The sequence below is a fragment of the Fodinibius salipaludis genome (genome assembly GCF_002287075.1).
Taxonomy (GTDB): Bacteria; Bacteroidota; Rhodothermia; order Balneolales; family Balneolaceae; genus Fodinibius; species Fodinibius salipaludis.
This window is the reverse complement of the sequence record NZ_NSKE01000005.1, coordinates 251,915-272,988: the sequence shown is the minus strand read 5'-3', so window position 1 is coordinate 272,988 and position 21,074 is coordinate 251,915. Positions and strand designations below refer to the sequence as shown.

Annotated in this window: 24 protein-coding genes and 1 pseudogene; 1 reads left to right on the top strand and 24 read right to left on the bottom strand. The window is 44.8% G+C overall.

Features of this window, described 5'->3' with window-relative positions; genetic code table 11:
- Nucleotides 1–27: 27 nt before the first annotated feature.
- Nucleotides 28–1,293: a DUF1302 family protein gene (locus tag CK503_RS08690; protein ID WP_095606411.1), complete on the top strand. Its 1,266-nt coding sequence runs from the start codon at nt 28–30 to the stop codon at nt 1,291–1,293.
- Here the strand turns inward: CK503_RS08690 and CK503_RS08685 are convergent.
- The 24 genes and pseudogenes from CK503_RS08685 to CK503_RS08570 all read right to left on the bottom strand — a co-directional run bounded on the left by CK503_RS08685 (nt 1,290) and on the right by CK503_RS08570 (nt 21,024).
- The gene (locus tag CK503_RS08685) at nt 1,290–2,141 is read right to left on the bottom strand and encodes a patatin-like phospholipase family protein (protein WP_176466259.1); all 852 of its coding nucleotides are present in this window, start codon (nt 2,139–2,141) and stop codon (nt 1,290–1,292) included. The genes CK503_RS08690 and CK503_RS08685 overlap by 4 nt on opposite strands.
- Nucleotides 2,128–3,048: a c-type cytochrome gene (locus CK503_RS08680; protein WP_095606409.1), complete on the bottom strand. Its 921-nt coding sequence runs from the start codon at nt 3,046–3,048 to the stop codon at nt 2,128–2,130. The genes CK503_RS08685 and CK503_RS08680 overlap by 14 nt, the downstream gene beginning before the upstream one ends.
- 55 nt (nt 3,049–3,103) lie before the next feature.
- Nucleotides 3,104–4,633, bottom strand: coding sequence for a glucoamylase family protein (locus tag CK503_RS08675; protein WP_217988377.1), 1,530 nt, complete (start codon nt 4,631–4,633; stop codon nt 3,104–3,106).
- Nucleotides 4,634–4,687: 54 nt separating this feature from the next.
- Nucleotides 4,688–4,978 (bottom strand): glutaredoxin family protein, encoded by a 291-nt coding sequence (locus tag CK503_RS08670; RefSeq protein WP_095606407.1) that lies wholly within the window; start codon nt 4,976–4,978, stop codon nt 4,688–4,690.
- A gap of 8 nt (nt 4,979–4,986) precedes the next feature.
- On the bottom strand, nt 4,987–5,832 hold the full coding sequence (locus CK503_RS08665) for an ATP cone domain-containing protein (RefSeq protein WP_095606406.1): 846 nt from the start codon (nt 5,830–5,832) through the stop codon (nt 4,987–4,989).
- Nucleotides 5,833–5,860: 28 nt separating this feature from the next.
- A complete protein-coding gene (locus CK503_RS08660) occupies nt 5,861–6,532 on the bottom strand; it encodes a methyltransferase family protein (RefSeq protein ID WP_095606405.1) in 672 nt (223 codons plus the stop codon).
- Nucleotides 6,533–6,585: 53 nt separating this feature from the next.
- The gene (locus tag CK503_RS08655; RefSeq protein ID WP_095606404.1) at nt 6,586–7,617 is read right to left on the bottom strand and encodes a type II glyceraldehyde-3-phosphate dehydrogenase; all 1,032 of its coding nucleotides are present in this window, start codon (nt 7,615–7,617) and stop codon (nt 6,586–6,588) included.
- Between the two features lie 16 nt (nt 7,618–7,633).
- Nucleotides 7,634–7,849, bottom strand: a complete 216-nt coding sequence (locus tag CK503_RS08650) for an SHOCT domain-containing protein (RefSeq protein WP_217988376.1) — start codon at nt 7,847–7,849, stop codon at nt 7,634–7,636.
- 112 nt (nt 7,850–7,961) lie between these two features.
- A complete protein-coding gene (locus tag CK503_RS08645) occupies nt 7,962–9,047 on the bottom strand; it encodes a site-2 protease family protein (protein WP_095606402.1) in 1,086 nt (361 codons plus the stop codon).
- The gene (locus tag CK503_RS08640; RefSeq protein WP_095606401.1) at nt 9,044–9,343 is read right to left on the bottom strand and encodes a DUF5676 family membrane protein; all 300 of its coding nucleotides are present in this window, start codon (nt 9,341–9,343) and stop codon (nt 9,044–9,046) included. Before CK503_RS08640 ends, CK503_RS08645 begins: the two co-directional genes overlap by 4 nt.
- 18 nt (nt 9,344–9,361) lie before the next feature.
- On the bottom strand, nt 9,362–9,550 hold the full coding sequence (locus tag CK503_RS08635; RefSeq protein WP_095606400.1) for a hypothetical protein: 189 nt from the start codon (nt 9,548–9,550) through the stop codon (nt 9,362–9,364).
- Nucleotides 9,551–9,779: 229 nt separating this feature from the next.
- Nucleotides 9,780–10,250, bottom strand: coding sequence for a hypothetical protein (locus CK503_RS08625; RefSeq protein WP_095606398.1), 471 nt, complete (start codon nt 10,248–10,250; stop codon nt 9,780–9,782).
- Nucleotides 10,251–10,294: 44 nt separating this feature from the next.
- A pseudogene (locus tag CK503_RS16450) lies at nt 10,295–10,680 on the bottom strand (DUF302 domain-containing protein).
- A gap of 88 nt (nt 10,681–10,768) precedes the next feature.
- The gene (locus CK503_RS08615; RefSeq protein ID WP_176466258.1) at nt 10,769–11,110 is read right to left on the bottom strand and encodes a P-II family nitrogen regulator; all 342 of its coding nucleotides are present in this window, start codon (nt 11,108–11,110) and stop codon (nt 10,769–10,771) included.
- A 13-nt stretch (nt 11,111–11,123) separates the two neighbouring features.
- A complete protein-coding gene (locus tag CK503_RS08610; protein WP_095606397.1) occupies nt 11,124–13,190 on the bottom strand; it encodes a heavy metal translocating P-type ATPase in 2,067 nt (688 codons plus the stop codon).
- Between the two features lie 211 nt (nt 13,191–13,401).
- Nucleotides 13,402–15,201, bottom strand: coding sequence for a protein-disulfide reductase DsbD family protein (locus CK503_RS08605; protein WP_095606396.1), 1,800 nt, complete (start codon nt 15,199–15,201; stop codon nt 13,402–13,404).
- 28 nt (nt 15,202–15,229) lie between these two features.
- Nucleotides 15,230–15,811: a TlpA disulfide reductase family protein gene (locus CK503_RS08600; RefSeq protein ID WP_095606395.1), complete on the bottom strand. Its 582-nt coding sequence runs from the start codon at nt 15,809–15,811 to the stop codon at nt 15,230–15,232.
- 84 nt (nt 15,812–15,895) lie between these two features.
- A complete protein-coding gene (locus tag CK503_RS08595; protein WP_095606394.1) occupies nt 15,896–16,183 on the bottom strand; it encodes a hypothetical protein in 288 nt (95 codons plus the stop codon).
- A gap of 8 nt (nt 16,184–16,191) precedes the next feature.
- Nucleotides 16,192–16,692 carry a DUF411 domain-containing protein gene (locus tag CK503_RS08590; protein ID WP_095606393.1) on the bottom strand — a complete coding sequence of 167 codons (501 nt, stop codon included), beginning with the start codon at nt 16,690–16,692 and terminating at the stop codon, nt 16,192–16,194.
- A 135-nt stretch (nt 16,693–16,827) separates the two neighbouring features.
- The gene (locus CK503_RS15990) at nt 16,828–17,163 is read right to left on the bottom strand and encodes a hypothetical protein (protein WP_141239907.1); all 336 of its coding nucleotides are present in this window, start codon (nt 17,161–17,163) and stop codon (nt 16,828–16,830) included.
- Between the two features lie 380 nt (nt 17,164–17,543).
- Nucleotides 17,544–19,481: a heavy metal translocating P-type ATPase gene (locus CK503_RS08585; RefSeq protein ID WP_255233366.1), complete on the bottom strand. Its 1,938-nt coding sequence runs from the start codon at nt 19,479–19,481 to the stop codon at nt 17,544–17,546.
- A gap of 6 nt (nt 19,482–19,487) precedes the next feature.
- Nucleotides 19,488–19,856 carry a SpoIIAA family protein gene (locus tag CK503_RS08580; RefSeq protein WP_095606391.1) on the bottom strand — a complete coding sequence of 123 codons (369 nt, stop codon included), beginning with the start codon at nt 19,854–19,856 and terminating at the stop codon, nt 19,488–19,490.
- Between the two features lie 199 nt (nt 19,857–20,055).
- The gene (locus CK503_RS08575) at nt 20,056–20,622 is read right to left on the bottom strand and encodes a helix-turn-helix domain-containing protein (RefSeq protein WP_095606390.1); all 567 of its coding nucleotides are present in this window, start codon (nt 20,620–20,622) and stop codon (nt 20,056–20,058) included.
- An 81-nt stretch (nt 20,623–20,703) separates the two neighbouring features.
- The gene (locus CK503_RS08570; RefSeq protein WP_095606389.1) at nt 20,704–21,024 is read right to left on the bottom strand and encodes a P-II family nitrogen regulator; all 321 of its coding nucleotides are present in this window, start codon (nt 21,022–21,024) and stop codon (nt 20,704–20,706) included.
- Nucleotides 21,025–21,074 lie beyond the last annotated feature (50 nt).

Here is a 21,074-nt window from a genome sequence, read left to right as displayed (position 1 = left end):
AAAAGAGTCATATCGTTATTTATAAGTATGGGGCTTTCCCTCATGTTCTTGCTCACGATCAATACGCAGCTGACTAATGCCCAACCCACCCTTAGCGGTTTCCTACAGTTGGACAAGCGGTTTGTGACGGGCGGAGACAGCACCTATATCGATAACTTTTACAACCAGTTTCGATTGGAAATGAAAGCCCCGGTGGGTGCTCAACTCTATCTATTTAGCAGCCTGGATTTCCGTTTTTATGATTTTCCCGAGACGCAGTCGCTTAGTGACTTGGAACGCCTGGAATCCGAATTTCCCCATGAGCTTTCGGTGTGGGAGGCTTTTATCGATGTTTATGGATTCTTGTTTGATGATTTGGACATCCGCATGGGAAAACAACGCATTGCCTGGGGACGGGCCGACAAACTGAATCCCACCGACAACCTGAACCCCAATGATTTCTCCGACCTCGTTAATTTTACCGAGATGGCTACTTCTTGGGCGTTCAAGGGGACATGGTATTTTGATGACAACCGGTTAACGGGAGTATGGCTGCCGGGCATTACCCCGGTTCTGCTTCCGCGGAATGGGGCCGGCCTTTTTCTAGGTGATTTGGGTACATTCAATGACGAATTGAACCTTCCCGACCGGACGCCTGCAAACAGCATGTTTGCCTTTCGCTGGGATGGCAGCATCGATAAATGGGATTATTCCCTTATTTACTTTAATGGCTATGATGATATCCCTATAGCAACAAGCTTGACTATCTCTCCGCCACTACAGCCCCAGATAGAGATGGAATTCCCTAGGATGCAGGTTATTGGAGCTGATGTTGTGACTGAGCTTTCGGGAATAGGACTATGGGGAGAGGCTGGTCTGTTCTTACCTGAAAAGGTGGAGTTAATTTCAGATGTAAATGGTTTTTCAAGCCGGGAAATCCAATTGGTAGATAAACCCTATCTGAAGTTTACGCTCGGTGGTGATTATACTTTCACAAATGGTATCTACCTGAATACCCAGTGGATGCATGGATTTTACACCGAGCGGGGGACAGGAAATTTGAACGACTATTTTGTAATAGGACTTGAGCAGGATTTTTTAAATGAAGATGTGTTAGTTGCTTTGAATAATACCCTGGAAGTTAACGATTGGAAACAGCTGGGATACGGGCTATCGCCTGAGCTTACCTACCAGGCCATCGACAATTTAGAAGCCGGATTAGGGGCATTTTTGATTTGGGGAGAAGAAGGAACACTATTTAACAGTTGGGAAGAGCTGGATCAAGTTTTTGTAAGATTTCGGGTAGACTTTTAAGAGCGGTCAATTGGCAAAGGAACGCACCCATATCCTTGCTCCAGGGCTCGTTTGGAAAACTGGTATGCTTCTTCAATGATCATTTCAGTCTTGCTGAAATCCAGCACGCTCGTGAGACGGGTATTAATACAGAGATCCAAGAGGTACAGCTCTGTATTTGCAGCAATTTTTTGAATATCATTTCTCAACTTTTCGTGTTGGCTAACTTGGGCAGTACGAATGATCATATTAAACAATCCATTTACCGTGTTTTTAAACTGGTGCCTGCAATCGCTCAACATGCAATAAATGGCATCTGCTCCCAGCTCGTAAGCTTTGTCTATAGGGATGTTGTTGGTGATTCCTCCATCAACCATTTGATTACCATTTATAATTTGCGGAGGAAAATATACTGGTAGGGCACAACTTGCTAGCAGGGCAGGTTGTAATTTACCGTTATTAATATAGGTGGAACCAGCTTTTTGAAGGTCGGTTGCTACTACCGTCAGCGGGATATCAAGTTCTTCAAAAGTATCGACTGGTAGATTCCTTTTCAGGAAATGTTTTATACCTGTGGGTTTGAACAAACTAGAAGCATTACCCCATTTCCATAGAAGCTCCGGGTTGAACCGGTAAAGTTTCTGTTCTGAAATTCCTTTCCATAGTTCTTTTAATTGATTTATATCTAATCCAGAAGCTATGAAAGCTCCGTTAATAGCCCCAATTGAAGTACCAATAATAAAATCCGGCTTTACTCCCTGTTCCACCATAGCTTGATAGAAACCAATTTCAGCAGCCCCTTGGGCCCCGCCTCCACAAAGAACAAGTCCCGTTTTTTTAGATTCGGCATGCATATTATTGGTTGCCATGTTCTTGTTCATTCAACTCTTCTGCATTCCAAGGAGTAGCTCGGTCGCTGTAGGTGTTGCTAATTCGGATGATGTCTTCTTGGGAAATATTCGAATGATTACCTACGCTTTCATCCCTTAGATAATTCAAAATAGCAGCCATTTCCGCTGCACTGAGCCGTGCTTTAAAAGAAGGCATGCTGCCTTGATATTCTTGTTCTTGTACTTCAATCTCACCCTGCAGGCCATGAAGTAAAATACGGACGGGAACAGATTTATCGCTGGTAATCCACTCTGAATCGACTAGTGGTGGGAATGCCCCTGATACCCCCTTGGCATTACTTCCATGACAGGAGGCGCAGTTTTGAGAATACAGGTTTTCACCATTCAATAATGCCGGATCTCCTTCCTTGTTAAAAGGCACCTCGCCGGGTTCATCCAGGCCGGGAATCATTTTTCTCATATTGCCATATTCTTCGGAGAGACGACGGTTCATTTGGGCCATATTTTGCTGCCCCATCCGCTGGTGCATTCGGGCCATCTGGTCGTGCATGCCCATCATCTGGCTATACCACTCACCGGTCATATGACTTTGCATGTGCATGCCCATGCCTTCAGCCATCATATTATCACCCTGCATATGACGCCCCATGTTTCCTGCCATCATTTGGCGGTGGCTGACATCCATGTCGCTGTGCATTTTCTGAATCTGGCGGTAAACCGATTGTAAGTCCGAAGGCAGTGTGTCCGTTGCGTCTTCGTAGTTTGCCAGCAGCATTTTGTAATTAGATTGCAGAGAATCATAGGCGGTTTCTAATTCCTCTCGTTGCTCTTCACTCATGTAGCCAGAGCCTCCCATTTGACAGGAGGATAGAAAAACGAGGAGTCCTATTGTTAATAGATAAAGTCCAATGTCTTTTTTATTCATCACAACTCTCTTTTCTAGTTAAAGTTAATTCATGATAAACTTCTTTTAATAGGATTCATAACCATCCGTTTCTAAATCCTGCTTTTTTTAATCCATTCACAAGATGTCTGGATCCACGCATAAGCTTCCAGATCAGTCCGGTCCTATAGTTTTCGATCATCAAGACAACCGGCCCAAGATTGATACCATAATGATAGGAAGACGTCCACCCATCCTGAGTTTTTTGGTTGTTGGGATAACTGAGATTGAAACTACATCTCAGGCAATATTTCCCTGTAATCTGGGGATACACGTCTTGGAAATTTTGGATAGTTGGCAAGACAATTTCAGGGGCGAAGGGGAGTGATGTGAGGACAGCCCACGGGGCAACCGTGCCATCATCGGGGCCGTAGGGTGCGCCACGGGCGATATAGCCGAAGAAGGAGCGTTCAATGCCGTTAACTTTTTTGGTACTCCAACCCGGGCCATCGCTGGCTGTTATTCCCCAGAAACTTTTCCCATAGCCTTTAAAATCCAATGGATTTCGTATGGCGTATTCTTGCTGGATATAGGTAGCACGACGGCTGTTCTCAAAATAGTCGATTCCTTTTTCCCGCATAAAATCGTCCTGGATTCCACGAAAATCGATCCAGATGTGGGAGTATTGGTGGATAAACAGCGGTCCGCCATAGATGAATTCATAGCCATATATCTTTTTCCATTCATAGGTAGATGTCCAGGCTTTGTAGCTTTCCTTTGATAATGGTTGAGACGGAGAGCCGAGGGCGAGGAAGTACAGGAGCCCGGCCTCGTCATAGCCTTCCCACCGATAGGGCAGAAAGCCGTCCTTCGGTGTCCACCCGTGGGTGATTGTGGCCTTACCGTTGCAAGCCCATTTCCAATCGACGCGGCGATAAATGTCATCGGCCAGGGTACGTATTTCCTGTTCCTGTTTGGTATCGCGGTCAAAAAAAGCGGCAGCCAGTAGCATGCCAGCCAGCAGAATACCGGTATCGATCGTCGACAATTCGCACTTACCAGCACGTTTCCCAGTCTTCATATCCAGAAAATGATAATAGAAACCTTTGTGTCCGGTAGCACTTGGAGCGGGACTTTGCTCGCTGGTCCAAAAGAAGCGCAGGGTGGATAAGGTACGTTGAATTGCTTCCCTTCGTGATATCCAGTCGCGTTCAACGCCTACCACATAGGCTCCCAATGCAAAGCCGACCGATGCGATGCTAGCGGGTGCTCCTAACTGTGAATTGTCTGCTACCAGGCCATTACTCGGGTTTGTTTCGTGCAAAAAATAATCAAAAGCGTGACGCTGTAGTGTATCAATTCTGTTGTTATCAAAATCGGGAGGTATTTCATGTTCCGCCGGAGAACTACTGAATTTTATGTTATCTGACTTTTCCTTTAGCTGTTGAAAAGCTTCTTCCGTTATTCTCTGGGTAGAGATGCCCTCATAGAGCTTATTTTGAATAGACTTTATTATTTGTTCAATTACTTCTGAATCAGCGCCAGTAGCAACCAGCATTCGGCGGAGCTTAGCCTTATCGAAAGGTTCTTTTTCTCCAGAGGCTTTTGTGACATTTATCGTTCTCATAGTCATAGTGGTTATTAATCGACTTCTGATGGTAATATACCATAGTAATTTTGATCAATTTGTTTCCTCCAAAGGTATCCGTTTCAGAATATTTGCAACTCTTGAAATCGGTGGCTTTTCATGATATATCCCGTCAAAGGAGAGTACTGGAAGAATCAGGGGATTGCCCAGTTCAGATATCAACTCTTTTGCTTTTTGCGTGTCAAACCGCAAATCGATAAAGGTGAATGATTGCTGTTTCTCCCGAAGCAGGTTTACCAGCTCGTGAAGATAGTGGCACCACTCTTTGCAGTAAATAATTAAAGTAGCATTTATTTCAGTACGCACATTATCTAAGTATTTCATTTGGTTACTTAATATTTATTGACATTACAGATATCCTGAGCTTCCTTCAATACTTGGTTCTTCTTGCGATTGTCCAGTCCTATACTTGTTAGGATCTTATCATTCTCACATAACTGTTGACAAAAAATGACATTTTGCTGAAGCAGCTGCTGTTTATCTTTTTTACTAAGGGTTGAAAGACAGGTTACAGGATGGAGATTCACTTGGCTAATAAGATCTTTAAGCCCATTATTTTGGGGATAATCCCAACTTAATAGTTTAAGACCGATACAATTCCCATACTGCAGGGCATCTTTGGTAAATCGGGTATTGGTAACCACCCAACCCTGGTGTTGTTTATCTTCGTGACCGGATTGATTGCTCCAGTTTCTTTCCACATCCTGGAATCGTGATTGAATGTAGAGCGGGACTTTCACATTACATGTATGCCCTTTACGGTTGTGGAATTTGCATTCTATCATGAAATGCTTGTCATCCTTTTCAGCAATCACGTCAATTTCATGGGATACGCAGTTGCCCTCTACAACTATTCCTGTTTCAGTATGGTACCCTAATCTCTTAAGTAGTTCACCAACAAACTTTTCAAAGGGGTAACCAGTAGGTCCCAGCTCTAATAATGCTTCTTTTAACTTATAACGTCCGGCGGAACGATCAGAATACTGTCTAAGCAGTCGAAAAGCCCTTTTATAGATCTCCTGAGTGGAAATGCCATCATAGAGTATCCCACTGATTGCATTTGCAATTCGATCAATAATTTGTTGATCAGCACCTGCACTGTTGAGTGAACGCCGAAGTTTATTTTCATCAAATGGCTCTTTTTCTCCAGAAGCTTTGGTGACTGTGATCGGTACCATATATTAGACCATTATTGGATTGAAATAACTACAAATTTGATTGTCCAGTATTACCGGACCGTTGAATAAACTGTTTCCACTTACCTTTGACAGGAAGGAAGGCCGGTACCTTCTGCTTATATTCGAGGTATTCTTCCCCAAATTCTTCAATTACTTTCTTCTCTTCCCTTCGGGCAAGCAGGACATAAATGAGAATGATAACTGGAAAAAGACCCACGGAAAATATAGTCGGCCAGTGAATAACCCCCTCTCCAAAAAGCCCGATAAACAATCCGGTGTATTGGGGATGTCTGACCAGGCTGTATAATCCGTCGGTTGCCAGCCTGTTTTCCTGCTTGGCATGGTAAAGCTGACGCCAGCCCTGGATAAAAATTCCGAAGCCAATAAAAAGTAAGGCATAGCCCAGAATCATCGAGATCATCATACCAGTTTCACCAACGCCCACTAAAGTAGACCAAAGATTGGCATTTAGGTCACCACTACCACTATCCAACCCCAAGAACCGAACCATCAGATAAATAGTAAGTGGGAAGCCATACATCTCTGCATACAACGCGATAATAAAGCTCTGAATCAACCCGGCTCCCACCCACTCCCGCCAGGTTTTGGGTGCCATATACTTGTATAATAGCCAGGAAGCAATAACGATAACAAAAAGCGCTATAACCCAGGCTCCTGAATGTTCAATTCCTAGTTCCATATAATTATTCCGTTCAGTTAAAAGAGTTTTTGGTAATGGAAATGGATCATTTTCTAAATGAACCGTTGCTTAATACCCAGTGATCGATTTGTTTTGTCTATCGATTTTTCGGGATTGGATTCTATGCCAGTTAGTGCTCGAATGGCATCGATGGTTTCGGGAATTACAATGGCCTGGTTATCAACCAGGTAGGCGTAGTAAAGCTCGTCTCCCTCCACTTTCAACATATCTTCCCATATGGCCACCTCGTACATATCACCATGGGGACGGCCTATATCCAGCATTAATTCTTTCACAGCATTATTTGCTGATAATTCATTATCCATGCGTATAAAAGCGGTTCGGGAAGAGGTGCCAAACGCTTCCAGCACTTCTTCTTTGGATGCTTCCCGGGTCAATTGAACAGTCCAGTAGTGCAGGTGAGAAAGTGTTTGGGGTACTTTTACAGCTGCGGTTACGACATCCAGCTCGGGATCCACGCTTTGGGCATCGGGGCCTTGATGACTGGGTATGTCTGGTTCAGGTACCATCGTATTCATGATGCCATTTTTATGGCTTTCCCATGGGTCGGTGGCTCGCCGCAGCAGAGTACCGCGCGCTTTTTTAAGCAATCCGGCCCGTTTCAATGCATTCAGGGTTCGTACAATGGAGGTGGTGTTGCAGGAGACAACTCTCGTTGCATCTCTTCCTACCGTTGAACCATAGTTGGATTCGGCACTGAAAGAGTGACCAGTAGTTTGATGCTTCTCACCACCTTGTACGATATATTTCACACTGGCAAGTTTATATTTTTCGGCATTTTGGGCTCCGAACTTTTTGGGAGCACAGTCCACAACTACATCGGCACCGTCAAGCAGATCATCAAGACCGCCGGCTATCTGGATGTTTTTGCTGGTCATCAATTTTCGCCCATCTTCGGTATTGGCAAATATGGAGTATCCTTTTGATTCAGCTGATTGAATTCTCCAGTCGGCAGCTACATCTCCAATGCCAATAAGCTCCATATCATCCTGTAGGGTTACTGCCTCCGCTACTCTTTTCCCGATTACTCCATAGCCATTTACGGCAACTTTAATTTTCTTCATAGGTTTAGCCTTAAATTTAATTGCTTTGTTTTAAGATTTTTTTCCGTTCCTCAAACTCTTCCCGTTCAATTTCCCCGCGGGCAAATCTTTTCTTTAATATTTCCATGGCATTTTCTTCCAGTTCTGTTTTGGGGCGATAGGGGATGACATTGAAAACAACCAGAAGGATAATACCAACCACAATGAGCCACCATATCCAGTGCATGCCTATAAAGTGATGATCGTAAAACATAATACTGATGTTTTAATTAACGGTTGGTAAATACAGCCAGAACTGTATTTAAACTATTAGTAAGATAGGAACAGGCGCCTTAAAACAAGCTTAAATTAGGAGAGGAGTTTTCTTAATCTTGATTTTGTGGGGCTGCCTGTTTATCAAGAAGTATCTTATTCAGATTGGAATGTGTAATTATCCCTTTAAGTTTGCCGTTTTCAATGACTGGATAAAGGGTTTGGTTTTCCAATCGAAGGACATCAATTACATCAGCCAATACTAAATTGGGTTCAAAGGTCTTAACATCTTCCTGAATTAGATCAATTATTGGTTGTTCTGATTTGCCTTCCTGAATTGCTTGGATAACGAATCTAAAGGAGACGATTCCCACAAATTGATCTCCGTTTGTGACAACAAGTTCTGAGGATTGGTTTTCAAGCATCAGAGAAGTGGCTTGTGCTACTGTGGCACTCAGTGAAATACTTTGGAAATTTCCGGTCATGACATCTTTTGCTGATATCAGTTTCATAGATTCTGCCATAGAAACCTGTCGCGATTCAGCACCGGCACCAAGAAATACAAATACCCCGATAAATAGTAGAAACGGATTGTAAAAAAGTCCAAACAGGATGAAGCCTATGGCCAGTAGTTGTCCTACTGAGGCAGCAACTTGGGTGGCTTTGGCACGCTTCATCTTAAAGGCCAACAAGGCCCGAAGCATGCGGCCTCCATCCATTGGAAATGCCGGTATTAAGTTGAAAAGGACCAGAATGATGTTAATTGCGAGCAAATCAGACAGGAAATTACTCCCCGTTACGTGATGGCTAATATCCAATTGGCTCTGTCCGGTTACAATTATCAACAAGAATAGCACAATGGCAATGACCACATTTACTGCAGGACCGGCAGCCGCAACAACTAATTCTTGCCTGGGATCTTCGGGCATTCGCTCAAGCCTTGCTACTCCACCAATGGGCAATAAATTGATATCCTGTGTGTCGATCCCATACTGACGAGCTGCCAGAGCATGTCCAAATTCGTGCAGCGTAACACAAGCAAACAGCAAGACCAGAAAGAACAACCCTGTTATAATTTCAAAAAGTCCGTGCCCTAGTTGCAGGTGCATCCAGGAGAGCCAAATGACCAGCAGGATGAAGGTCCAATGGATAAAGACTTTAATGCCTGCTGGTTTGCCGATGTATAGCGACCATTTCATGATGGATTACTTTCCACCTGTTCATCCGCACCCAATCCAATATTGTATATAGCCGCTATTAATGCACCAACCAGCCAACCCAGGATAAAGGTTTGTATGATCCCAAAAAATGCATCCAATGCCGGGACACTCATACGAATTATGGGTTCTACATCCAGTCCATGCAAAAGGCTGTTAAAGAAGAAAATAGTTCCCTCTCTTCCCACCGAAACCATCAGGATGATACAACCGATATAAAGAACAGCGCCGGTTGTGCCAATGGCCAGCCCCATTTTTTTGATGTTTAGTGTTTTCATAGTTGTTTCTCCAATAGGTTAGTGTTGAGGAACATCATGATCTGATCCTTTGTGGTGATGACCGATCATCAGGATATGGCATAGAAACATGGCTACGATAAAAAGAAAAAATGTCACATTGCTATTCAGTCCCAAGAAGGGAGCGAAGAAAAGCAGCAGTAGCGGAATACCACATCCTATAATCATCCAAAGCGTATGCTTGCTCATTTTCTTAGAGGTCAGTTGTTGGATAACGATTGCTTGAGCCAGTTAAACTCTTCCTTTGAAATTTCACCGGTTTGTAATCGTCTCCGGTGAATTTCGATAGCTGCGTTTCTGATTTCATTCTGGTGTTTTCTACGTAGGGCAAAGTACCAGATCAGAAGAGAGACCCCGGCCATCAGAATCCAAAGGGCTGGGGCCCAATGAGTATTAAGGGCATTTAGCCAGTCCATGATCAGTTGTGGTGTTGTTGATGGTTACTGCCTTTCATGCCATCTTTTTTGTTCATCATCCCCTGGTCGCCCATCATCTGCATACATTTCATATGCATCTTCATCATGGATGATTCGCCCATCATCTCCATCATTTTGGAGTGATTCATTTCGCCATCTTCCATCATAGATTGCATCATCTCCATATGTTTCTGCATGCGCTCTTTCATTTCAGGATCGTTCATCATTTTCTCCATATTATCCATCATGGCTGAGTGATCCATATCTTCGGAATTCATCATATGCTGCATCATTTTCTTGCGCATTTCGGGATTCTGAGCCATGTGTTCCATCATCATAGTGCGCATGGTGGAATCTTGCATCATTTCCTGCATCTGCTGTTTTTTCTTTTGCATATCGTTGTTCTGCTGTTGGGCAAAACCTAAACTAGTGATAAGGAAAAGTGCTGATAGTATAAGTGTTAAGCGTTTCATAGTAGTCACCTTTTAGTTGGATTAAATTCCAGTTTAATTTCTTGTTATAGGTTGCTGATTACCTTTTCTAACCTTTTTCGGACCTCGTCAGCAATAGGCTGAAGTCCATCATTGGATACAGCCTGCATCGAAGCGACCGGGTTGACGGCGGAAACTTCTACCGTGCCATCTTCATTTTCTTCTACAATGACGTTACAGGGTAGCATCACGCCAATCTTGTCTTCTGCCTGCAGTGCCTTGTGAGCAAAATTTGGATTGCAGGCTCCCAGGTTTTATACTTTTTGAAATCCACGTCCAGTTTCTTTTTTAACGTGTCTTTGACGTCGATTTCCGTCAGTACGCCGAATCCCTCTTCTTTGAGAAGGTCGGTAACTTTTTCGATGGCCTGATCAAAGGGAAGATCGACTGTTTTTGAAGTAAAATATTCCATGAGTTAAGAATTTTTTGATTTAATAGCTTATAAACATTCTACTCTAACATACGGCTGTTTCCCTTAAGGTAACCTTAAAGTGTTGAGATTAATTGAGTATACCAGCCCCCTGTTTCCCATCTCGAATTCGGGTCACTTGTTCAATAGGGCTGACAAAAACGATACCGTCTCCTTTATGACCAGTCCGGCCATGTTTTTTGATGATTTCGGTAATTGCGTCTACATTTTCGGTTTCTGCAGCAATCTCAATTTTTGCTACATGCGAATGCATGGCTGGGAAGCTTAGAGATCCGTGCTGATCCTCGGGGTCACTGAATCGACCTGTGCCTTCGCCTTCGAAGACAGTCATGCAGCAATACCCTTCGTTTCGGAGTGCCGTATATACATCTTCCAGTAGCATTGGCCGTATATAAGCTTTGACAAGTTTCATGATAACCTCACATTTAGCGTTCGATTTTAAGAAAACGGGCATTGATAGCCACAATTACCGTACTGAGTGACATTAGCACAGCACCAAGGGCGGGGCTCAGGATTATCCCGTAGGTGTATAAAACTCCTGCGGCCAACGGTATCGCGAAGGCGTTGTATCCCGTAGCCCACCATAGGTTTTGTACCATTTTCTTGTAGGTCGCTTTTGCAAGTGCAATTAGTGAAGCTACATCCTTCGGGTTACTCTGGGTGAGAATGATATCACCGGTCTCTACAGCGACATCAGAACCGGCCCCGATGGCAATACCCACGTCTGCCTGCGCCAGGGCGGGAGCGTCGTTCACTCCGTCGCCTGTCATAGCTACTTTGAGTCCGCGTTGTTGCACTTCTTTTATTTTGGCGGCTTTTTCCTCGGGCAATACCTCGGCAAAGAAATCATCCAGTCCAAGCTCGTTGGCAACATAGGCGGCTGTTTGCCGGTTATCGCCGGTGAGCATAATACACTGAATACCCATATCATGGAGGCTTTGAATAGCCTCGCGGGAATCATCCCGGATACTGTCGCCAAGGGCGATTGCCCCCTGAAGTTGGTCGTTAATAATTACGAACACCACCGTTTTCCCCTGTCCTGAAAGCTGCTCGTACTGTTCTGTTGGATGGTCAATGTTATGTTCACGCAGGTAGCCGGGGCTCACTACTTTGATCTGTTTGCCATCTACGCGACCTTCTATTCCTTTTCCTGTGATAGAGTTGAACTCCTCTACTTTCATCAACCCGTCGGTTGCTTTTACGATGCCACGGGCGATAGGATGTTCAGAGTTTTGCTCCAGCGAGCCGGCAAGGCTCAAGAGTTGTTCCTTATCGTCGAAGCCATTGAATGTCAGTACATCAGTTACGCCAAACTCACCATGGGTAAGTGTTCCCGTTTTATCGAAGATGATAGCTCCAAGATTGCGGGCTTCCTCAAAAGCGGTACGGTTGCGGATCAGGAATCCATTTTGGGCGGCCAGGCTGGTGGATACGGCTACGACCAGCGGTACGGCCAGTCCCAGCGCATGCGGACAGGCAATCACCATTACGGTAACCGTACGTTCCAGGGCGAATACAAAATTTTCGGTGGTAAAGAAAGTCCACGCAAAGAAGGTAAGCGCACCGGCACCTAAGGCAATGATTGTTAGCCAAAATGCTGCACGGTTAGCCAAGTCCTGTGTTCGAGATTTGCTTTCTTGTGCCTGCCGTACAAGGTCAATGACCTGGGAGAGAAAGGAGTCTTCCCCCGTCCGGTTAACTTCAATAGTAAGAGATCCTTCTCCATTAATAGATCCCCCGATTACTTCATCGTCTTTTTGTTTGGACACGGGCTTAGATTCTCCCGTCATCAGTGATTCGTTAACTGAACTTTTCCCCTCCAGGACAACACCATCTGCAGGAATCTTCTCACCAGGTTTTACCAGCACCTTAAATCCTTTCTGAAGCTCCTCAAGCGGGACATCTTTTGTTGATCCATCGTCTTGCACAACATGCGCTTCCGAAGGCATGAGTTTGGCCAGCTCTTCTAACGCACGAGAGGCGCTCATCACCGACTTCATCTCGATATAATGGCCGATCAGCATAATATCCACCAAGGTGGCTAGCTCCCAGAAGAAAACCTGTCCTTCTACTGCAAAGACTACGAGAGTGCTATATACGTAAGCGGCCGTAATGGCAACACCGATCAGGGTCATCATTCCGGGCTGGCGATCACTTACCTCGTCGTAGAGGCCCTTCAAAAATGGCCACCCACCATAAAAGAACACGATGCTAGAAAGGATGAATGAGATATAGGTATCACCGGTAAACTGGAGGGTATCTCCTAATCCCAAGAACCCCTGAATCATGTGAGAAAGAATCAGGATAGGAATGGTTAGGGCAATGGATATCCAAAAACGCTTCAGAAAATCCTCGGCCATGTGGGCGTGGTGTTCAGCATGCCCACCGGAGTGCTTGTGTTCTCTATGATTTTCGTGGTTATGTTCATGGTCGTGATGCTGATTGCCACTGTGATTATGATCGTGCTTCATGTCTTGGTGAGAATGTTCCATAATACCATCCTTAAGCTATTTATTGTGGTAACCCATAGATTATGGGCCTTGGTTTTCAGGTATTATAGGAAGAAGAGGCTTAAATTAAGCTTAAAAAGCTTAATTTTTATTTCTAAAAAATGGTAATCCCCAACACAACTAATTTGTGTTGAGCATTCCTGATGAATACGTACACGAGCTGATTGCTGCGACAGGATGAGATTGGGTTGAATCATTCTGGTATTCGTTTCAGAAATTCTTTAGCTCCTACAAATCCAACCACTCGTGACTCTTTGATTTCTATTCCGTTTTTATTCAGAAATATGATCGTGGGTACGCCAGCCACGCCAAACTTTTTGCGTATTGCTTCAGCTTCGGGGGATTCATAATCGGTGAGGTCGACTTTTATCGTTCGGTAGGATTGCAGTGCAGAGATAACTTCTTCATTGGTAAACGTGATCCGATCCAACTCCAGGCATGGCACGCACCAGTCAGCATAAAAATCGAGTACTACGGGTGTTCCTGCCTGGGCCGCTTTTTCCAGTTTATCGGGATGATATGATTCCCATTGAACTGTTGGTTTTGTCAGATTCATAGTGAATAGAACACCACCAATTATACCGGCAACACCCACTATTCGTTTAACGCGGTTAAATGTTTTAAGGTTTTGTCCGGAGGATTCCATAAATCCGAGGTAGATGCCACCCAGGATAAGTGTCGGGGGGAGGATATACAGTACGTATTGAGGAAACCAGGCCAGAGCAAGGAAAAACAGGGCAGCGCCGATCAAAACTACTCCAAATACCTTTTTGACCCACACCATCCATTCCCCGGATTTCGGAAGTTTGGACAGTAGACTGCTGAAGGTACCGAGGACGAGATACGGAAGCCCAAGACCGAATGCCATCACAAAGAAGGTAAAAAAGCCAAACAATGGGTTACCTTGGGCACCTACAAATGTCAGCAGGGCGATTACTGGTGGTCCGATGCAGGGGGCTGCAAAAATACCTACCATTACCCCAGAAAGAAAAAGACCTACAGGCCCTACAGACCGTTGGGATCCACCCAGCTTTTGCAATACCCATTGTGGTGGCTGCAACTCATAAAGTCCGAACATACTCAATGCCATAGCCAGCAGAATTCCCCCCACTGCAGCCAAAACGACTGAACTTTGTAGCCAGCTTCCAAACAGACTGCCCGTGTAGGCAGCCGCTACCCCCAGTACGCTGTACATAAAGACAATGCCCAATATGTAAATTAAAGCCTTTGTAAAAGACTGATATGCACTTATTTGTTGATCAGCACGTCCGCCAAACAGCGACACGGTGACCGAGAGCATGGGATACACACAAGGGGTTAGATTAAGCGCCAGTCCAATCAGGAAAATACTTAAGAATGCCCAGACAGCCCCGCGTTCACTGAACATAGTGGCAATGGAATTGTCAGGCAACAACGTTGAAGAATTGCCGGCTGTCGATGTTTGCCCATAGTCCTCAAATAGATCTTGATTGATGGATTTGTATCCGGTATTGGCTGCGGCCACTTCAACAGGAATGGAAATATCAAGGGTTGATGGTGGCAGACAAGAGTTATCATTGCATGCCTGAACGCGCAGGGTGCCTGTTATGGTGTACGATCCGGGGGATATATCGGGGGTAGTAGTGAGCGTAAAAAATATTGGGGCATTGCCCTGATATACATCGATAGGCTCATCGGCAAAGGCAAAGGTGAATCGTTCCGAATCGGGATATTGTATTCCGCTCATACTGAACCCCGAAAGAGAATCAAGGCTCAGCTCAGTACCGATCAAATAATCGAGCGTGGGTTTTTGCGCATTGACGTGCCAGGTATCATCGATATTCATTTCTACTGCCACAGCCATAGAGTCTCCAGCTGGGATTACATTTTGCGAGAGTTTGACTTCGGTGGATACTTTCCCGGTACTACCCACAGGCTGGGCTTGGAGCAGGGGACCAATACTGGATAGAAGAAAAGTGAAAAGTAGTGGAACGAGATTTTTTTGAATGTTCATAGGTGGTAGGGGCAATTGGGGATTAGGATTACCTTTCTTCTGCCAGAAGCTCTTTCAAACGGGGTTCAAGTTCTTTATTGGTCAGTGCTCCCACGGCAAAGTATCGGAGATTACCCTTCCGGCCGATAATATAGGTCGTCGGGATGCCCATCGTAGGACCGTATTTTTCCATAACGGTACCGTCGGTGTCGATGTACATCGGATAGGTAACGTTATACTCTTCCATAAACGGACGCACTACCGATTCGCCCTGTTCGTCAACTGAGACACCGAGCGTGACATATCCCTGGTCTTTGTATTTTTCGTATAAGGCAACAAGATCAGGAGTCTCTTCCCGGCATGGTGCACACCAGGTAGCCCAGATATTCATCAGTACGACTTTTCCTTTTTGATCGGAGAGGCGAAACGGTTCTCCACTCAGGAGCGTGATCTCGAAATCCGTGGCGGGGGCTTCTTTTTTAGCCTCATGTAACGGGGCGGAAGCAGGATCAAGGTGTTCCACTTTCTTGGCAGTGGCACTTCCCATACCCTGTTGTTCTGTAGTTTCGTTCTGTTCCGCTCCACAAGCTGTGAAAGCAATCAACAACATTGAATAGATAAAGTATTTCATAGTGTAAGCAGTTTTCGGTTGAACAATTTATTACCCCTATATTTCTATAGTGAAGGGGAGAATAAGCAGTTTAAGTTGTCGACCTCAAGGTTTTTGGGCTGCCGAATCGGCTTGCTGAGATTCCCATTTATCCTTTCGGACGATTTGACCGGTTGGCGTAATTATCTCTCTGGGTCCCGGCTCCTCCATGGGAAATTTGTTGATGCCCACTCCTGAATCTCGGTTTTCAGGGACGTAATGATTGTGTGAGCCGTGATTTACGGCTGTGTACGGTTTGGGATTAAAAAAGCCCAGTGAATCTGCCAGGGCAAAGCCTGCAGCAATGAGCACTCCCAGTATAAACAGGTATTTGTATTTGTTTTTAGATGTCATAGCGTCATTTATGGTTTAATCTTTCCAAAATAGGCGACTTGGTCGGGCCCATTAAAAAAGTATACGTCAACTGGTCCGGGCTCTTCCGCCATACCCGGGGATTGAGCCGGCATGCCGGGCACGGTAATACCCTTGGCGTTGGGTTGTTTTTTAAGCAGTTCCCGAACTGCTTTGGCCGGGACATGCCCTTCTACGATATATCCCCTGACAACTGCCGTATGGCAGGCACTGAGTTTATCCGGAACATCTTTTTGTTTCTTAACGGAGGCAAGCGTATCTGTCGGCTGCTCGGTCACTGAAAATCCGTTTTCCTCCATGTAGGTGGCCCACTTGGAGCAACACTTGCAGTTCGGATTTTTGTACATCGTCACATTGATCGGTTTGGGTTGTGCAAGGGCTACATCATCTGTTGTATTGGTTTTATCTTGTTTTCCCTGGGAGCAGCCAATAATGCCGATAAACAGGACGAGAACTGCCAAGAAATATGATCGTGAAGTTTGGTATTTCATTTTTAAAGGATATAGAGTTATTGAATTAAAAATCAGTGAGGTGGATTGGATACTATTTGGTTAGGAGCTAAGGCTATGTAATTAGATGCGAGGATATGGAAAGCCCTCCTAATAGTATCGCTTAGAGAAGAGTTGCTAATTCAGAAAAGTGCTGTTTATCAAGAAGATGGGAGGAGTAGAATAAGATAACGAATTATCCAGCGGAAGGTTTATGAATAGTCCGTTACCCTGAATGTGATGGGAAACTGTTTGGATCGGCCCGATAGCTTCAGTAAACAATTTTTCTACGGGCAACAGGCTCGTCAGGTCAATAAAGGAATGGGAGAAAGCTTGCTGGCAAACTTCCCTGAAGGTGCAACTGTCTATCTGATCTTTGTTTGTGGAACTGTCCGTATTTTCTGCGTTAATCTTCGGGCAGCATTCTACAGACTCATTAGAAACATTAGCCACAACTTGTGGCGTGCTCGCCATTTGACAGAACAGGTTGACCGCATGAAGTGCGGAAGGCAAAACTATATTTGCTGCCAAGGTAATCAGCAGGAACAATATAGCATGTCGGTATTTCCTGATGTTTGCTGTCAATAGGTTACGTTAGTTGTAAAATAGCTACAAGAAGATAAGAAACTAGGTGGCCATAATAAATTGAGGGAACACCAAACCTGTTTGCTATGGATTAGTTCAGGAGAGAATTTCAGAATAAAGTTTCTAAGATGGTCTATTCAGTTTAATACTAAGCGTAGTTGGTCTCTAACATCGATTGATCAAATACATAAGTAATAAATAGATGGAGTAAAGATCTTAGCAAGATAATATAGTACTTTTTGTAGTACCGAGACCTAATGACTAAATTCTTAGATTTCACAACAAGCGTTAGCTTGCTCTTCTACTTGACTTGTAGAATCGCTTTTAGCAGTAAGGCTAAATCCCTTATCGGAGTACTTATTCTGGATGCGGATGGCGTTGCCGATAGCAATAAGGGCTACACCAACATCAGCAAATATAGCTTCCCACATGGTAGCCATTCCTAGGGTAGCCAGGACCATCACCAGGACTTTAATCCCCAACGCAAAACCGATGTTTTGCCATACGATGCGATGCGTAAAGTTTGCGATCTCAATAGCCATTGGTATCTTGGATGGCTGATCGGTTTGAATAACCACATCGGCCGTTTCAACGGTCGCATCCGATCCAATACCGCCCATGGCTATCCCGATGTCGGCCAGTGTAATGACTGGAGCATCATTGACCCCATCTCCAATAAATCCTACTGTTTTGGATGGGCTTAGCGCTTGCTCGACGTGTCGATATTTTTCGTCAGGTAACAGGCTTCCATACGCATGATCCAACCCCAGCTTTCGAGATACATGGTCGACCACTTCTTGGTTATCTCCGGACAGCATCACGATTTCGTTGACACCATGTTTTCGAAGGTCCTCAATAGCTTGCTTGCTATCCTCCTTGATCTGGTCGGCAATGCTGATGGTACCAACATGTATGCCATCCTCGGCCACATGTACATAGGTATAAGGATCATCAACATCGGTGGAAGAAATGCTGATACCCTCCTGTTTTAATAGGTCACTGTTTCCGACGACAACAGTTTTCCCGTTGACGCTGCCTTTTAATCCTTTGCCGGAAATTTCCTGCTGATTTTCTACGGGGTGCAGCTGTTGCCCATTGGTGCGGTTGAGGATCGCTTTTGCTATCGGATGAGTGGAGTCCTGTTCCAGGGAAGCGGCCAGTCTAAGCAATTCTTCCTGGCTATATCCATTCACGGGATGGATATAGCGAACCTCAAAGCTGCCTTCGGTCATCGTGCCCGTTTTGTCCATGAACAGGGTTTTCATCTTTCGCAGCTGATCAAGGAAATCCGAACCTTTAAGCAGAATGCCGTTTCGGGAGGCTGCCCCGATACCACCGAAATAACCGAGGGGAATGGAAATAACTAATCCACATGGGCAAGAGACAACGAGGAAAATAAGGGCTCGGTAAAACCAATCCTGAAAGACATAGTTTTCAACCACAAAATACGGGACGAATGTAAGAGCTACCGCCAGCCAAACGACGATGGGGGTATAGATACTGGCAAACCTCGTCATAAACCGTTGCGTCGGGGCTTTTCGCTTGGAAGCTTCCTGGACCATCGTTAAAATGTTGGATAGCTTTGTATCCTCATAGCCGCTGGTTACTTTAATGCGGACCGGTCGGTCCTGGTTGATTGAACCGGCCCATACCTCTTCACCCGATTCCCGACTCATGGGTTTTGATTCACCGGTCAGGGCTGCGGTATTAAAGGAAGCCTTTTCGGTAAGGAGCTCGCCATCAAGTGGTACTTTTTCGCCGGGTTTTACCTGGATGATTTCACCTGTTTCAATCTTGGAGGGATGGACGCTTTCCGTTGTCCCATTGCGCTCTACCGTAGCCGTGTCCGGTTGTTGATCTATCAGGCTCTTAATGGATTGCTTTGCCCGGTTCACCGCTCCATCCTGGGCGTATTCGCCTACCATGTAGAAGAGCATGACGGCTACCCCTTCAGCATATTCGCCAATGGCAAAAGCACCAACAGTGGCAATGCCCATCAGCAAGAACTCACTGAATATGGTGCCGCTTTTTATAGACTTGAACGCTTTCATCCACACCGGTCCGCCGACAACAATATATGAAAGTCCATATAGTGGCAAATACACATAGGCCTGACTGGAAAACGAAAACGCGTGTTCAACAATCAAGGCCGCTGCTAAAAACAGGGCGCTGGCAATGGCCTCTTTATATTTTTTTATAAATGTCATGATTATTCAGTTGTGATTTTGTTTGAGCCATTCCCACGCACTCTCGGCTTGATCAATGGGAAAGAATTGCATCTCTTCCTTGGTGATGGGATCGACGAGCTTCGTACCCCACTCTTGCCATTTTTTATCTCCCACTACCGCAATTCGATCAAAATATCCAATGTATTCGGCATCAAGCTGCAAGTCTTTCCAAAATGCTGCGGTATCCTGCCATCCCCCAAAATCTTCCAGTATCATGATTAAATGGGGGTCATCAGATGCAGTTGCAAACTTGTTTAAAGCCGGTTCTAGGTCATCCAAGTCTTCTTTTGAAAGCTTGCCGGATGCCTTGATGGCAAGAATATCGTCATTAGTATGAGCATTTACTTCAATCATAGCATGAAATTGTTTTCTTCGACTTCAAATTCTACTTCCAAGATAACTGCCGGTCGCAAAGAGTGCTTGCATCTTTATGTGAATCTTGTGCAAAATTATGCGGACAATGAGTTTGGGACAGCGGGTTTTAAGGTGTCATGCGGACAGCAGGCCCGACAGTGGTTTGAGCAGAAGCGGATCCTGTTAACAGCAATGTTGCTCATAGCCGATCAATTGAATTTCGTTTGTTCTCTTTGATCTCTTTGAAATGCGACGGCGACAACCCGGTTTCTTTTTTGAACTGCCGGGAGAAATGTTGCTGGCTGCTATAGTCAAGTTCCAGAGCAATCTGGCCAAGCGTCTTTTCATCATAAACGATGAGTTCTTTGGCCCGTTCAATTTTCTGTAGTATAAAGTAACGCTCGATAGACTTGCCTTCGACTCCCGAAAACAGGCGACTAAGGTGTTGATAGTCTTTGTGGATGTTCTCAGAGAGATAATCCGACAGGTTCTTTTCTAATGGTTCTTCTGACCGAACTTGCTGAATAATGAGCTGCTTAATCTGTTCTACAGTACGGCTATTTTCATCATCGATGATGTCAAAGCCATTATTGCGAATAATGGATACCAATCGCTCATAATCTTTTTCGGTAACAGTTTCGGATAGGTAAAGTTCGCCGAGTTCAATCTTTTGGACCTCGAAGCCGGCATCGGTGAGTTTTTCCTGCAGAACTTCAGCACAATGGCTGCACACCATGTTTTTAATATGAAAATGTTTGTGATCCATAACTTAAAAGGTATGATAATTTGAGAAAACTGTCACTGCGGTCAAGCAGTGACAGTCTCGGGGATAGTGATGGGACGTTGGTTATCGTATGACATCGTCATCGGTTTCCCCGGTTCGGATTCGTACAGCTTTTTCTACGTTGGATACAAATATCTTTCCGTCTCCGTAGTTTCCAGTGTGCCCCTTTTCAACGATCACCGAAATTATTTCATCAACTCTATTTGTGGGTACGACAGTTTCTAGCTTAATGCGTTGGACTAGTTGAGCCGCTTCTTTTTCTTGGGCATGTCCCCAGCCGCGCACGTCACTGAGCGTGATGCCGGGGGCATCCTCAAGATTTTCAAGGGCGTCAATAACATAATCGATCATGTTGGTTCGAATAAAAGCTTTGATCTCTTTCATAATAATCTTGGTTTAGACTTGGCCAGTTTCAAAAACTGGCCAAGTTGTAT

Excerpts from the sequence above, each read along its gene's own strand:
- CK503_RS08690 (WP_095606411.1), top strand. The coding sequence starts at position 28 with ATGGGGCTTTCCCTCATGTTCTTGCTCACGATCAATACGCAGCTGACT.
- CK503_RS08685 (WP_176466259.1), bottom strand. The coding sequence starts at position 2,141 with ATGGCAACCAATAATATGCATGCCGAATCTAAAAAAACGGGACTTGTT.
- CK503_RS08680 (WP_095606409.1), bottom strand. The coding sequence starts at position 3,048 with ATGAATAAAAAAGACATTGGACTTTATCTATTAACAATAGGACTCCTC.
- CK503_RS08675 (WP_217988377.1), bottom strand. The coding sequence starts at position 4,633 with ATGAGAACGATAAATGTCACAAAAGCCTCTGGAGAAAAAGAACCTTTC.
- CK503_RS08670 (WP_095606407.1), bottom strand. The coding sequence starts at position 4,978 with ATGAAATACTTAGATAATGTGCGTACTGAAATAAATGCTACTTTAATT.
- CK503_RS08665 (WP_095606406.1), bottom strand. The coding sequence starts at position 5,832 with ATGGTACCGATCACAGTCACCAAAGCTTCTGGAGAAAAAGAGCCATTT.
- CK503_RS08660 (WP_095606405.1), bottom strand. The coding sequence starts at position 6,532 with ATGGAACTAGGAATTGAACATTCAGGAGCCTGGGTTATAGCGCTTTTT.
- CK503_RS08655 (WP_095606404.1), bottom strand. The coding sequence starts at position 7,617 with ATGAAGAAAATTAAAGTTGCCGTAAATGGCTATGGAGTAATCGGGAAA.
- CK503_RS08650 (WP_217988376.1), bottom strand. The coding sequence starts at position 7,849 with ATGTTTTACGATCATCACTTTATAGGCATGCACTGGATATGGTGGCTC.
- CK503_RS08645 (WP_095606402.1), bottom strand. The coding sequence starts at position 9,047 with ATGAAATGGTCGCTATACATCGGCAAACCAGCAGGCATTAAAGTCTTT.
- CK503_RS08640 (WP_095606401.1), bottom strand. The coding sequence starts at position 9,343 with ATGAAAACACTAAACATCAAAAAAATGGGGCTGGCCATTGGCACAACC.
- CK503_RS08635 (WP_095606400.1), bottom strand. The coding sequence starts at position 9,550 with ATGAGCAAGCATACGCTTTGGATGATTATAGGATGTGGTATTCCGCTA.
- CK503_RS08625 (WP_095606398.1), bottom strand. The coding sequence starts at position 10,250 with ATGAAACGCTTAACACTTATACTATCAGCACTTTTCCTTATCACTAGT.
- CK503_RS08615 (WP_176466258.1), bottom strand. The coding sequence starts at position 11,110 with ATGAAACTTGTCAAAGCTTATATACGGCCAATGCTACTGGAAGATGTA.
- CK503_RS08610 (WP_095606397.1), bottom strand. The coding sequence starts at position 13,190 with ATGGAACATTCTCACCAAGACATGAAGCACGATCATAATCACAGTGGC.
- CK503_RS08605 (WP_095606396.1), bottom strand. The coding sequence starts at position 15,201 with ATGAACATTCAAAAAAATCTCGTTCCACTACTTTTCACTTTTCTTCTA.
- CK503_RS08600 (WP_095606395.1), bottom strand. The coding sequence starts at position 15,811 with ATGAAATACTTTATCTATTCAATGTTGTTGATTGCTTTCACAGCTTGT.
- CK503_RS08595 (WP_095606394.1), bottom strand. The coding sequence starts at position 16,183 with ATGACATCTAAAAACAAATACAAATACCTGTTTATACTGGGAGTGCTC.
- CK503_RS08590 (WP_095606393.1), bottom strand. The coding sequence starts at position 16,692 with ATGAAATACCAAACTTCACGATCATATTTCTTGGCAGTTCTCGTCCTG.
- CK503_RS15990 (WP_141239907.1), bottom strand. The coding sequence starts at position 17,163 with ATGGCGAGCACGCCACAAGTTGTGGCTAATGTTTCTAATGAGTCTGTA.
- CK503_RS08585 (WP_255233366.1), bottom strand. The coding sequence starts at position 19,481 with ATGACATTTATAAAAAAATATAAAGAGGCCATTGCCAGCGCCCTGTTT.
- CK503_RS08580 (WP_095606391.1), bottom strand. The coding sequence starts at position 19,856 with ATGATTGAAGTAAATGCTCATACTAATGACGATATTCTTGCCATCAAG.
- CK503_RS08575 (WP_095606390.1), bottom strand. The coding sequence starts at position 20,622 with ATGGATCACAAACATTTTCATATTAAAAACATGGTGTGCAGCCATTGT.
- CK503_RS08570 (WP_095606389.1), bottom strand. The coding sequence starts at position 21,024 with ATGAAAGAGATCAAAGCTTTTATTCGAACCAACATGATCGATTATGTT.